Below are 13,920 nucleotides of genomic sequence, written 5' to 3' on the forward strand. Positions count from 1 at the left end.
CTCCTCTGACAGATGACGGATTAGGCTTTCAGCCAGGCAAACTCATGGAAGCGGTAACCCATCATCATGCCGCTTGGCCAGGCCTCAACACCGCCCACCTTTTTGCTGTAACCGTCGAGGGTACTAATAAAGGTTGGGATGATGGTGCCACAGTGGTCATAGATCAGCTTCTGCATGTCACCATACATCTGCTTGCGTTTGCCCTGATCGCGCTCGCCGCGTGCTGCTACCACCAACTGGTCAAACTGATCGTTCTTCCAGCCTGATTCGTTATTGGCGGCGCTCGACATATAGAACTGTGAGAACAGCATATCCAGCGTTGGACGTGGGTTGATCGAGCCATAACCTATCGGGTCTTTGGTCCAGTGGGTCGACCAATAGCCGTCATACGGCACACGACGCACTTTAATGTTCAACCCGGTGTTACGTGCCACCTGCTGAATCAACTGACCGCCTTCTACTGCACCTTCGATGTTTGGCGTGGTGATGATCTCCACCGTCGCGCCTTTCATCCCGGCTTTCTCAATGTGGAATTTGGCTTTTTCGGCATCCAGTGGACGCGGTTTGAGATCGGCATTAAACAGCGGATGCCACGGCGGTACTGGTGTATCGTTACTGATATCGCCATAACCCTGCAGCACCGTTTTCAGCACGATGTCGCGCGGTTGCAGATATTTCATCGCCAGCACGAAATCTTCGTTGCTGCCCGGCTTCATGTCGGTGCGGATGATCAGGTTGGTGTACATCCCCGCCTTGCTTTCCAGCACGGCAAAATCCTGAGTGGCTTTGAGGCGATTACTGTCGGCGGCGCTCAGAGTGGAGACGATGTGCAGATCACCTGACATCAACGCATTGACGCGGGCTGCCTGATCGGTCACACCCAGCAATTCGATCTCATCCAGATGCGGCAGGCCCGGTTTGTAGTAGTTCGGATTCTTCACGCCGACTGATCGCACGCCCGGTGAGAACTCTTTCAGCTTAAACGGCCCGGTGCCAATGCCTTTGCTGAAGTCTTTGGTGCCATCCTGCACGATCAGGAACGGGGCACTTGCCAGCATGTAAGGTACGTCAAAGTTGGCGCCACTCAATTCGAGCGTGACCTCATTTTCATTCACGGCGGTGAAGGTTTTGAACTGATCGGCCAGCTTAAAGGCGTTGGAGGCGACGGCAGGGTCTTTGTGGCGGCTGAGTGAGTAAATAACGTCTTTGGCGGTAAGCGGTTTGCCGTCGTGGAAGGTGACCCCTTTGCGCAGTTTGATGTGCCAGGTGACACCGTCAGTGGACTCCACCGATTCCGCCAGGCCAGGTTGAATCGCCAGCTTTTGGTCGAGTTCAGTCAGGCCGCTATAAACCATAAACTGACGGGTGTAGTCACCGCTGTTGTTGCCTTTGGCCGGGTCGAGTGTGTCGGTCGCGGAGGCGTTCGACATAGCTGCGCGCATCTTGCCGCCTTTCACCGGCGTTTCAGCCGCAAAACTCATCTGCGGAAAACCTATCAGGCCGCTGCTCATCACTGCACCGGCAGACAACAACTTCATCAGGCCACGGCGAGACATTGACCCTTCGGTCAGCATCCGCGTCAGGGCCGGATTCACAGCGTCAGACTCTTTATTGAATTTACTCATCTGCACACCCTCAATATGAAAAGTTGTTTATTTCAAAATCATCACTGGTTCCGTGCGACCTGAGGCAATGCGCAATAAATTGCGCTTCTGGTCGCAGCCAATGATCAGGAGAGCCGATCCTTAGCCTTGTAATACAGCCCCGCGAGAGGCAAAAACCAGGGTTTCCCGTGGTAACCGGGCAGTGCAGGCCATGCATCGCGCTGCCAGGGATTTTCGTTACGTTTTTCGGTCAGTAAATCGGCCATCACCCGTCCCATCCACACCGACATCTGCGTGCCGTGGCCGCTGTAGCCGAGTGAATAGAACACGCCATCGTGCTCACCCGCATGCGGCAGGCGATCGGAAGTCATGTCCACCATGCCGCCCCAGCAGTAATCGATGCGCGATTTGCCCAGCTGCGGGAACAGTGCGGTCATTGCCGCACGCAGCACTTCGCCGCTGCGCGTATCCGAGGTCGGGTTGCTCACCGCGAAACGCGCACGCCCACCAAACACCAACCGACGATCGGCGGTGGTGCGGAAGTAGTTGCCGATATTCAGTGATGTCACGTAAGTGCGATCGTTGATCAGCACCTGGTTAAGTAACTCATCACCCAGCGGTTCGGTCACCACGATGAAACTGCCCACCGGCACGATACGGCGCTGGAACCATGGGAAAGGCCCCTCATTCGACACGCCGGTGGCCATCATCACTTTTTCCGCGATAATTTCGCCTTGTGCGGTGGTGACACAATGGCGATAGCCATCCAGACGCGTTAAGCCGGTCACCGCGTGATGCGGGAAGATCTTCGCCCCGGCTCGGGCCGCAGCATTGGCGAGACCAATACCGAACTTGCCCATATGCATCTGGCCGCCGCGTTTTTGCAGTAAGCCGCCATGGAAGGCATCGCTGCCTACTTCACGCCGAATCTCATCTTTGCCGATCAGCTCGATTTCCGGATCGACGGTGTCGCGCATCAGTTGCCAGGCACTGCGTAAGCTCGGGAAGTGCGACGCTTTGCTGGCGAGTTTGAGCTTGCCGCACAGGCGAAAATCGCAATCAATCTGCTCTTCACGCACCAGCTGCTGGACGTAACTCACGGCGTCATCAAAAGCACGGTAGAAACGACTGGCCTGCTCGATCCCCTGACTGGCCACCAGCGAGGCAAAGTTTTGCGACACGCCGGTATTGCAGTGGCCGCCATTTCGCGCGGAGGCCTGGCTCATCACGTTGCCACTTTCCAGCACCACCACGTTGATGCCCTGTCGTGCGAGGTTCAGTGCGGTTGAGATGCCGGTAAAACCGCCGCCAATCACCACGACGTCGGCAACCGATGGCAGCGCTCCACTCGCTGCGCCGGTAAACACCGGTGCAGTGGCTTGCCAGAATGATTCGAGTTTCATCGTGTCTTCCTTACAGTCCAACTAGCGCAGGTAAACCACCAATGTCTTTCAGCTCGGTGTAACCGTAATAAGGATTGGCCGGCTCGTGGCCGCGATTGATCCAGGCTTTGTGAGTAATTCCCAGATCGTGAGCCGTCATCAGGTCATAACGGAAACTGGAGGAGACGTGCAGAATTTCATCCGGACGGCAGTCGAGTTTTTCAAGCATGTACTCGAAGCCCTTCATCTGCGGTTTATACGCGCCCACTTCCTCAGCGGTGATCGCTAAATGGATTGGCGCACCCAAACGCGGAATATGGTGTGGCAGCAGATCGTTCATTGAGTTGCTCAACAGCACCAGAGGGAACTCTTTTGCCACTTTTGCCAGACCGGCGGGGACATCGGGATGCGGTCCCCAGGTTGCACAATCGGTGTAGATAAAGTCGCTGTCCGCTTGCGTCCACGACACGCCCCATTTGTTGCAGGTGCGCTGGATGGCGTTGCTCACCACATCGTAATAAGGTTTCCATGCCCCCAGCACTTCATCCATGCGGTAACGGGAGAAATCAGTGGTGAAGGCGCTCATTTCAGCCTCCGCGACACGGTCTTTGAAACAGCGTGCGGCTGCGCCTGCCATATCGAAGTTGATCAGGGTGCCGTAGCAGTCAAAGGTGATGAATTTCGGTTTAAACAGTGCCATGAAGCGACCTCGTCGTTGTCTGAAATGTGGAATTAGAAATCGATTAATACGCTCTTCTGGCGCTGACAGGCCTGAAATGCCTGACGTCCCAGATCCTTGCCAATACCGGAGCCAAGGAAGCCACCGGTAGGAATAATGAAATCGCCGGATCGACCGTAGCGGTTGATCCATACGGTGCCGGATTCGATAGCGCGCATGGCTCGCATGGCACGTGGCAGACTCAGCGTATGAACGCCCGCGCACAGACCGTAGGTTTCATGTGCCGCCAGCGCTAAGCCCTCTTCTTCGCTATCGAATTCCTGCACGGTCAGCACCGGACCAAAAATCTCCTGCTGCACGGCCGGGTTATCAGCCGCCACACCGCACAGCAGCGTGGGTTGCCAGAACCAGCCTTCCGCGGTATCCGCAAAGCGCTCACCGCCCACTAACACTTCTGCGCCCTGCGCTTTGGCTTCGGCGATCACTGAAGCCACCTTCTGGCCCTGACGCTCATCAATCAACGGTGCGTAACGGCTGCTGTCCTGCCAGGTGACCCCCGGCTGCGGCTGCTGGCAGAGCGCCACCAGTCGATCCAGCAGCGGTTGGGCAATGCCGCGCTGTACGATCAAGCGGGTGCCTGCGACACAGGCCTGGCCACCGTTGGCGGTGAATCCCCGCAGAATACGCTGGGCCAGCACATCAATATCGCCAGCATCATCGAATACCAGCTGGGGGCTTTTACCGCCCAGCTCCAGTGTCACGGGCTTCATACCGTGCTGAGCCACATCACCCATAATGCGGGCGCCGGTGGCGGTGGAGCCGGTGAACGAGACTTTACGCACCAACGGATGTGTGACCAGCGCGCTGCCGGTCACCGCACCGCTGCCTTGCACAATGTTTAATACGCCAGCCGGTAATCCGGCCTGCACCGCCAGTTCAGCCATGCGCACGGTGGAAAACGGGGTCAACTCAGACGGCTTCAATACCACCGCATTGCCTGCTGCCAGCGCCGGGCCGCATTTCCATGACGCCATCGACAGCGGGAAATTCCACGGAGTAATGGCGCCAATCACGCCGTACGGCTCCGAAATCAGCATGCCGAGGCTGCTGTCCTGCGTCGGGAACAGGTCGCCGCTGTATTTGTCTGCGCACTCCGCGTAGAAACGAATCGCCTCAGCGGTGAACGGAATTTCATGCTGTACCACATCGCTAATGGGGCGCGTTGACCCCAGCGCTTCGAGCTGAGCGAGTAACGCATCGCTTTCAATCAGATCGGCCCAGCGGCGCAGTACCTTGCCGCGTTCACGGGGTGGGCAGCTGCGCCAGCCGCTGGTTTTCAGCGCCTGATGCGCAAGGGTAACGGCACGATCCACATCTCCAGGCTGCGCTTCGCTCAGTTCGGCATAGACTTTGCCATCGGAAGGACGTTTTACGGCGAAACGCGCCCCCTGGGTAGTGACATGCTGACCACCAATATAATGGCCAGCAGGAAGGGAAACTTTTTCAGGGTCGAAACTTAACATGGAAAATTCCTTATTTGTTACACCCATCACATGTGCGCTTATTAACGATTTGCACCACATTTATCTGTCACGTAAATAAGCTAATGCAGAAAGTATGCCAGCCCAGTGAAAAATTAAAATGCGTAAAAAACAGCCCAAAAAAATTTTCTGCCGTATTGAAGAGCGAAATTTTGCGGAATTGCCGAAGGAATAAACAGATGATTTACTTCACAAAATTCGTGCATCGCGGCGGTGCAGCTCGCATGAAACTTGCACTAAAACGGTGACAGGTGAGAAAAGCATGACGTAGCGCACAAAATAAAACAGCGCCGGTCACCTGAGGTCACCGACGCTGTTGTTAATACGGCACGCAAAATGTGTACCCTACCGAAGGGCCGCCATTAAAGGCAGCGGTGATTATAAACTGCCAATATGGAACGTTTTCTGCTCAAGATACTCTTCAATTCCATAACGCGATCCTTCACGACCTAATCCGGATAATTTAATTCCGCCAAAAGGCGCGGCATCTAATGAGATTGCACCAGTATTAAATCCGACCATACCAAACTCTAATGATTCCGCTACGCGCCAGGCACGACGTATATTCTCGGTAAAGAAATAGGCCCCCAATCCGTACGGCGTGTCATTCGCCATTTGAATGGCTTCCTCTTCGGTATCGAAAACAAATAGCGGTGCCACGGGTCCGAAAGTTTCTTCATGCGCAATACGCATACTGCTGGTGACGTTGCCGAGTACGGTGGGTTCCACAAAGGTGCCGTTGGGGGCGCTGACGCCGCCACGCAGCAGGGTCGCCCCCTGACTGAGCGCATCATCAATATGGCTATTCACCTTCTCAACGGCGCGTTCGTTAATCAACGGCCCGATGGTGCTACCCGGCGCGAAGCCGTCACCCACTCTAAGGGTCTCCACCGCTGCCAGCAGTTTTTCGCTAAAACGCTCATAGATACCGCGTTGCACCAAAATACGGTTGGCACAAACACAAGTCTGCCCGGCATTACGGAACTTACTCGCCATCACGCCGGGAATGGTGATATCCAGATCGGCATCATCAAACACAATCAGTGGCGCATTACCGCCCAGTTCGAGGCTGAGGCGCTTAATACTGTCGGCACTTTGTTGCATCAGCAGCTGGCCGACGCGCGTGGATCCGGTAAAGGAGATTTTGCGCACCGTGCGGCTGGCAGTCAGCGTGCTGCCGATTTCGGTGGGCAGACCGGTAAGCACTTGCAGTACGCCAGCGGGGAAACCTGCCCGTTCTGCCAGCACCGCCAGTGCCAGAGCCGACAGTGGCGTCAGTTCAGAAGGTTTGACGATGATCGGGCAACCGGCGGCCAGCGCGGGTGCCACTTTGCGGGTGATCATCGCAATCGGGAAATTCCACGGCGTGATGGCAGCCGCCACACCCACCGGCTGCTTCAATACTAAAATACGACGATCTTCACTCGGCGCCGGAATGGTATCACCATAAATGCGACGCGCCTCTTCAGCGAACCACTTCACAAAGCTGGCGCCGTACAGCACTTCACCTTTGGCTTCAGCCAGCGGTTTACCCTGCTCGGCGGTCATGATGATCGCCAAATCGTCAGCATTATCGAGAATCAGCTGATGCCACTTGTCCAGTAGCGCTGCGCGTGAGGCGTTGGGGGTTTTGCCCCAGCTGGCACGTACTGATTCGGCATAATCTATCGCCTGCTCTGTTTCGGTAGCGCCCAGTGCCGGAATGGTGGCTATCTGCTGCTGGGTCGATGGATCGATAACCGGGAGCGTGGCCCCTGCATGCGCATCCTGCCAGCGTCCGCCAAACAACGCCTGCTGGCGTAACAGTTCTGCATCTTTGAGTTGAATCCGCGACATTATCATCCCCTTTATCCTGTTCATTTCACTGTAACGTGACGCAGCAGTGCAGGATGTTTTTCTGTGGGGTGGAAACCTTTCAGGTGTGTGTTTTGCGGCGGGAAAAGAAATTTTATGCTGCACGGGAATGCATCATTGCTTAAGGTGCGGGTTGTGGTCGGGTGCGCATAAATGCGTCATTGACTACGCTGCGGTAAGTGGCCAGGTACGCATGAATGCGTCATTGACTACGCTGCGGTTTGTGGCCAGGTGCGCATGAATGCGCACCCTACGGGGGAATGTAAGGTCGCCATTTATGGCGACCACTGCATCAAATCTGGAAATCAATAGCCGGTTCAGACTCCGTTTCATAGGAGAGCGCCTGACGTTTAATCTCCTCCAGCGACAGATTGGCATTACACAGTTCCAGGAACTGCCAGACGTAATTTCGTTGCAACTGGCCGCGCTTCAATCCCAGCCATACGGTATTGGCATCAAACAGATGATGGGTGTCGATTTTCACCAAATCTTCACCTTCATAGATGTCGCACGCCTGATCGGCCAGGATGCCGACGCCAAGACCCAGCTCAACATAGGTTTTCACCACGTCGGAATCCTGCGCGCTGAGCACGATATCTGGCTTAATGCCCGCCGCCTGAAACGCACGGTCAACACGCGAGCGCCCGGTGATCCCCTGACGATAGGTGATCAGTGGATAGCGGCTCAGACTGGCCAGCGTGACCGGTTGATGTTGCAGCAATTCATGGTCATGCGGCACCAGTAATGAGTGATGCCAGCTAAACCACGGGAAAGCTGCGAGGCTGCTGTTGTTCACCAGCTGCTCGGAAGCAATACCAATGTCAGCTTCACCCGCCAGTAACATCGCCACAATCTCCTGTGGCGATCCCTGATTGAGTTCAAGACGCACATTCGGATAGAGCTGACGAAACGCTTTTATCACGCGCGGCAGGCTATAGCGTGCCTGGGTATGCGTGGTGGCAATCGTCAGCACGCCGCTGGTTTCATTGGTAAACACATCCGCCAGGCGACGTACTTTGCCAGCTTCATCAAGGATGCGTTCAGCAATGGTCAACAGCGCCTTGCCGGGTTCTGTCATGCCTAACAGTCGCTTGCCACGACGAATAAAGATCTCGACGCCGAGCTCATCTTCCAGATCGCGAATATGACGACTTACCCCAGATTGGGAGGTAAACAATGTGTTCGCCACTTCTGTCAGGTTGAATTCGCAACGTGCTGCTTCACGTATAATTTTAAGTTGCTGGAAATTCACACCCTTTCTCCTGTTCCCTGCCCTGTTTCGTCTATGTTATGAAGTTGGTGTCATTGCAGGAAATAATAAAAAACGGTGTGTTATGCGGAATAGTAATAAGGAGGATTGAACATTTGCGTGTAGAGAGGGGTATTTAAGCTTGATGAGTTTGCCCCAGCCTTTGAGAACTGGGGCAGAGAAGAGGTGATTAACCGACCAGCATCAATTCACGCTCTTCCGCCATCGGCTTATTCAGCAGTGACAGCAGGATATTTTTCACTGCCTGCGCCGATGGTGACAGCGGCAGACGCGCTGAGATATTCAGCGACAACGGCAGATTCAGCGATGGGCTGTTAATGCGCGCCATCCACGCGTGAGTTGAACTCACCAGTGCGCGAGCCGCTGATTCTGGCAATACGGTCACGCCCATGCCGCTGGAAACCGCTGCGGTCAGGGTTGAGATAGATTCAATTTCACCGATGATTTTGGCACTCAGGCGACGCAGCGAGAATGCTTCATCCACACGTTTACGCACGGCGCTGTAGTCACGCGGCAAGAACAGGTTCATCTGCGCCACGTCAGCGAGATCGATAGTGGCGCCTGGGCAGGCGGTGGCCCCAACCAGATACAACTCTTCTTTCATCAACGGAATACTGTTAATGCCAGCAGTCGGCGCACGATCATACAACACCGCCATATCCAACTGTCCGTTCATGACTTTTTCATTTAAAGACGTGCCGCTGTTCTCATGCAGATACACCAGCACATCCGGGAACTGTTCACGTACGGTCTGCAGCAGCGGCATGGTGAGCGAAGAAGCCGCGGTGCCTGGCGCCAGACCAATCGATACCTGGCCATTTAATGCCTGACCTGCGTTGATCACTGCGGTCTGCGCCTGCTCGCACTGGCGCAAAATGGTACGAGCGTGAGCATAAAGAATTTTGCCCGCTTCGGTTGGCGTCACGCCGCGCTTGGTGCGGATCAGCAATTGCTGATCGAGTTCGTTTTCCAGCGTCGCAACTTGCTGGCTGAGCGCAGGCTGCGCGATGTGCAGCACTTCTGCTGCCTGAGTCAGGCTGCCGATATCGACGATTTTTACAAAGTACTTCAGTCGTCTTAAATTCATATTGCCTCCGTCAATCCCCGAATGCCCAGTATCTGGGTGTCTCAGCCTGCTGGCTTGTGTTCATGAAGTTGCAATATGCAGGCCAGGTTTATTCGAGCCGTGAAAAAGCAGTGCCAGAATATTCCTAACGGCACGGAAAATAAGCCTTTCTGATTACCTCTTAAGAGTTAATAAGCTGAGCACATGACGCAGAGTGATTAAAAACAAATCGAAATGCACCACTGTGGTGCGCAGTTTGCGTGGCAGATGTGCAAAAAAGTGATGACCGAAAGCGTCGCATTGGTGCATAACTCACAGAAAATGACCTAAAACGGTCAGAACGAAAGCAAACGCGGGGAAAGGAGCAGGATCAACCAGTGGGAAAACTTATTGTGAGGAAAGGCAGCTAAAGCTTGGCAGGAACGAATAAGCGGGGGTTTTGATTTCAACACGTTCAAGGCGATACGCTAAGTCATTCGCGCTGTAACAAGGCGGCAAGATTGTTTAGCCATGGGAGCATAGATAACAGATGGACATGAATGTAAAAATGAATTGTTGCACAACCTACTCAAAGCAGATACGCGAAATAATTCGCGCTGTAGCAAGGCGGCAAGCCCGTTTAGCCCTGGGAGCATAGATTACTATGTGACCAGGGTAAACGGGCGCAGCCAACGCAGCTACAGTGTGAAGTATGAAGCGTATCAGCGCTTTTTACGGTTACGATGCATATCGATGGAAACTGCGGCGACGATGATGATGCCTTTAATGATGTCCTGCACGTAAGCATCCACACCGACGAAGGTGAATCCGCTCTTAATCAGACCCAGAATCACCGCACCAATCAGCGTGCCGGTAATACGACCCACGCCGCCCATCAGGCTGCTACCGCCGATAACCGCTGCGGCAATCGCATCCAACTCGTACGCCATACCCATGCTTGACTGACCGCTGCTCACACGTGCCGCCAGCACCACACCCGCCAGGCCAGAAAGCGCGCCCGCGATGGTATAAACGATGATCAGATACTTATTAACGTTGATCCCTGACACTTTGGCCGAGGTCATGTTGCCGCCAATCGCGTACACATATTTACCGTAACGCGTATGTTTCAGAGCGATATGGAACAGGAAGGCCACCACCAGGAAGATAATCACCGGCATTGCACCCTGGCCGATGGAGGTAAAGCCATCTGACAGGAAGCTGATCGGGTTACCTTGCGTGTAGTACTGCGCCAGACCACGCGCCGACACCATCATGCCCAGTGTGGCGATAAATGGCGGGATACCGGTTTTAGTAATCAGGAAACCGTTCATCACCCCACACAGCAAGCCGACACCAATACCGGCCACAATCGGGATCACGGCAGGCAGGTTAACCAGGGAAGGATACATCGGTGTCAGGCTGTCAGAAGTTTGTGCCAGACTGGCCGCCACCACTGCGGTCAGCGCAATCACCGAACCAGACGACAGGTCAATCCCCGTGGTGATAATGACCTGGGTCACGCCCACCGCGATGATGCCGATGATCGCCACCTGCAGCACAATCAACACTAAGCGGTTGGTGTTAAGCAAGAAGGATTGGTCACGCACGTACCAACCCGCAATTTCAAAAATCAGTGCAATACCTAACATCACCACAAAGATGCCGGTATCTTTCGGCAACTTGTGGCGCAGGTTGCCAAAGAAGGAAGTCGATTCCGCGGCTTGTGGAGCCGTAATTTTCACGTTACTCATAGATGTCTCGCGCCTCACTCGGATGCCAACGACAAAATGGTTTCCTGATTGGCCTCTTCTTTATCGAGGATGCCAGTTATACGTCCGCCGTGCATAACCATCACGCGGTCGCTCATGCCCAGAATTTCCGGCAACTCAGACGACACCATAATGATGGCGACGCCACGGTTAGCCAGTTCGCTGATTAAGCGGTAAATCTCGGCTTTTGCCCCGACGTCGATACCGCGCGTCGGTTCATCGAGGATCAGGATCTTCGGTTGCGCCAGCAGCCAACGCGCAATCAGCACCTTCTGCTGATTCCCGCCACTGAGGTTGTTGATGATCTGATCCATGGTCGGCGTTTTAATATTGAGTTTGCGGATCTGCTCCATGCAGTCCTGCGCCATCTTCATGTGGCTAACGAAACCGGTTTTACTGACATAATCCGGCATGTTGACGATGCTCATGTTCTCCATCACCGACAACACCAGGAACAACCCGGACTTTTTACGATCTTCAGTCAGGAACGCCATGCCCTTCTCAATTGCCGTTGAGGGCGAATCGATTTTGACCGGCACGCCATCGATCAGCACTTCCCCGCTGTCGAAGCTTTCCATACCGAATAAACTTTCCATTACCTCACTGCGCCCCGCTCCCACCAGTCCGGCAACGCCCAGGATTTCACCCTTGCGCACCGTAAAGTTGATGTCGGTAAAGCGATCTTTGCAGGTGAGATTACGCACCGTCAGCACGTCTTCACCAATTTCACCGTTGAATTTCGGGAACAGCTGGGTCAGTTCGCGACCCACCATCTGGGTTATCAGCGACTGACGGGTAAACTCTGAGGTGCTGTTACTGCCCACCCAGGTTCCGTCACGGAAAATACTGATCTCATCGGTGATCGCAAAAATCTCATCCATTTTGTGGCTGATATAGATGATGGCTTTACCCTGCTCGCGCAAATCACGGATGATGGTGAACAGATGTGCCACTTCGGTTTCCGTCAGGGCCGAGGTCGGTTCATCCATAATCACGATGTCGGAGTTCCATGACACCGCTTTGGCGATTTCCACCATTTGCTGGGAGGCGATACTGAGTTCGCCCACCATGCGATCCGCCTTAAGTCGGATATTCAATCTGTTCAGTAACTCCTGCGTTTGCTTGTTCAGCAACGCATGGTCAACAAAGCCGTACTTCATCGGTTCGCGACCGAGCCAGATGTTTTCAGCCACGGTCATGTAAGGCACCAGATTCAGTTCCTGGTGGATCATGGAGATGCCAGAACGCAGCGCGTCCATGGTGTCCTGAAACTGCACCGGCTCCCCTTTAATGCGAATGGTGCCCTTATCGGGACGATACATCCCGATAAGGCATTTCATTAAAGTGGATTTGCCCGCGCCATTTTCACCCATCAGGGCATGTACCGACCCCGGTTTAATACGCAGTGAGACATTGTCGAGTGCCTTCACTCCGGGGAAGAACTTGCTGATGCCTTCGGCTTCAAGCGCAAAAGCGGTCATACATCACCTCCGTACGGCTTTGTCGGGAACGATTATTTCTGGTTACGTGCTTCGAACTGCGCCATATTCTCTTTGGTGATCAGCTGGTAAGGGATGTTAATCACCTTCTCAACTTTCTCGCCATTAGCCAGTTTCACTGCGGCCTGTACGGCGCCTTCACCCTGGCCTTTTGCGTCCTGGAACACGGTGGCCACCATCTTGCCGTTCTTCAGCATCTGCAACGCATCCGGCGTACCATCCACACCCGCGATCAGGATGTGGTTCGGGTTTTTGCCCAGCGCCTGCAGCGCACCAATCGCCATCTCATCGTTGTTAGACGCAATCGCCTGAATGTCATCGCCTGCGGTCATCCAGTTACTCACTACGTCTACTGCGTCATTACGGGTGAATTTCGCAGTCTGTTTCTGAACCACTTTGATACCCGGATATTTAGCGACGACCGCTTCAACACCTTTGGTACGGTCACGGGTTGATTCGTTAGCCAGGTCGCCCATCAGAATCGCGACGTTGCCTTTACCGTTCATGGCTTTTGCCAGCGCTTCCATCTGCAGACGGCCCGCCAGCTCAGAATCGGAACCGACGTAAGCCATTTTGTCGGTCAGTTCACCTGCCGGTTTGCGGTTAACGAAGATCAGCGGCACACCGGCTTTCTTAGCGGCATCCATCAGCGGTTTAACCGCATTGGTATCCACCGGGTTGACGATGATGGCGTCAACGCCCTGACCGATGAAGTTTTGAATTTGTTGCAGCTGTTGGGAAACGTCGCCTTTCGCATCTTCGACCTGACCTTTAACGCCATCTTTGGTCATTTCTTTCTGCATCGCCGTGCGCAGAATGGTGAGGAAGTTATCGTCAAACAGCGCCATAGAGACGCCCACCTGAAGGTCTTTTGCCATAACAGCGGCAGGTAACATGCAAGCTAACAGGGAAGTCACTAACGCTTTTTTGAATTTCATAGGTAACCCTTCTTATTCGTTAACATTCGCAGGTTGGCTGATACGACGAATGAAAAATATTTTTTACATTCACTCAACGGCGCTGGCGTTATTTATCTGGTTGTAGAGGTAAGGCTTCTGGTCTGACGCTATCGTTTCGGCACTGCTTTTTCCTGCAACTATCTACTTATCAAAAGGTTATTTTCAAAATACCGTTTCAGATGCCAAAACTGATTTCCTTCGTGATGATAAGCAGTTCATTTGTTTCATCTGATCTTCATTTGAAATTTTCATCATAAAAGCACTGAAATGATTGTTTTAAAATCGGCAAATAACAAAACTTTGACACGCATCTAA

General features: G+C 53.8%; 10 protein-coding genes. All 10 read right to left on the reverse strand.

What is annotated here, in order from left to right; all coding sequences use genetic code 11:
- Nucleotides 1-20: 20 nt before the first annotated feature.
- Nucleotides 21-1,625 (reverse strand): ABC transporter substrate-binding protein, encoded by a 1,605-nt coding sequence (locus LBW88_RS06920; protein ID WP_224931444.1) that lies wholly within the window; start codon nucleotides 1,623-1,625, stop codon nucleotides 21-23.
- A 104-nt stretch (nucleotides 1,626-1,729) separates the two neighbouring features.
- Nucleotides 1,730-3,007 carry an NAD(P)/FAD-dependent oxidoreductase gene (locus tag LBW88_RS06925; RefSeq protein WP_224931442.1) on the reverse strand — a complete coding sequence of 426 codons (1,278 nt, stop codon included), beginning with the start codon at nucleotides 3,005-3,007 and terminating at the stop codon, nucleotides 1,730-1,732.
- A gap of 10 nt (nucleotides 3,008-3,017) precedes the next feature.
- Nucleotides 3,018-3,686, reverse strand: a complete 669-nt coding sequence (locus LBW88_RS06930) for a haloacid dehalogenase type II (RefSeq protein WP_224931440.1) — start codon at nucleotides 3,684-3,686, stop codon at nucleotides 3,018-3,020.
- A 32-nt stretch (nucleotides 3,687-3,718) separates the two neighbouring features.
- A complete protein-coding gene (locus tag LBW88_RS06935; RefSeq protein WP_224931438.1) occupies nucleotides 3,719-5,188 on the reverse strand; it encodes an aldehyde dehydrogenase family protein in 1,470 nt (489 codons plus the stop codon).
- A gap of 396 nt (nucleotides 5,189-5,584) precedes the next feature.
- Complete coding sequence (locus LBW88_RS06940) at nucleotides 5,585-7,042, reverse strand: NAD-dependent succinate-semialdehyde dehydrogenase (RefSeq protein ID WP_224931436.1); 1,458 nt, start codon at nucleotides 7,040-7,042, stop codon at nucleotides 5,585-5,587.
- A gap of 310 nt (nucleotides 7,043-7,352) precedes the next feature.
- Nucleotides 7,353-8,312, reverse strand: a complete 960-nt coding sequence (gene cbl, locus LBW88_RS06945) for an HTH-type transcriptional regulator Cbl (protein ID WP_100700908.1) — start codon at nucleotides 8,310-8,312, stop codon at nucleotides 7,353-7,355.
- Between the two features lie 187 nt (nucleotides 8,313-8,499).
- Nucleotides 8,500-9,417, reverse strand: a complete 918-nt coding sequence (gene nac / locus LBW88_RS06950; RefSeq protein WP_224931434.1) for a nitrogen assimilation transcriptional regulator NAC — start codon at nucleotides 9,415-9,417, stop codon at nucleotides 8,500-8,502.
- 680 nt (nucleotides 9,418-10,097) lie between these two features.
- A complete protein-coding gene (locus LBW88_RS06955) occupies nucleotides 10,098-11,120 on the reverse strand; it encodes an ABC transporter permease (RefSeq protein ID WP_224932019.1) in 1,023 nt (340 codons plus the stop codon).
- Between the two features lie 23 nt (nucleotides 11,121-11,143).
- Complete coding sequence (locus LBW88_RS06960; RefSeq protein WP_224931433.1) at nucleotides 11,144-12,628, reverse strand: sugar ABC transporter ATP-binding protein; 1,485 nt, start codon at nucleotides 12,626-12,628, stop codon at nucleotides 11,144-11,146.
- Between the two features lie 32 nt (nucleotides 12,629-12,660).
- Nucleotides 12,661-13,584: a sugar ABC transporter substrate-binding protein gene (locus LBW88_RS06965; RefSeq protein ID WP_224931431.1), complete on the reverse strand. Its 924-nt coding sequence runs from the start codon at nucleotides 13,582-13,584 to the stop codon at nucleotides 12,661-12,663.
- Between the last annotated feature and the right edge of the window lie 336 nt (nucleotides 13,585-13,920).

It is taken from the genome of Pantoea sp. alder81 (assembly GCF_020179835.1).
GTDB lineage: Bacteria > Pseudomonadota > Gammaproteobacteria > Enterobacterales > Enterobacteriaceae > Pantoea.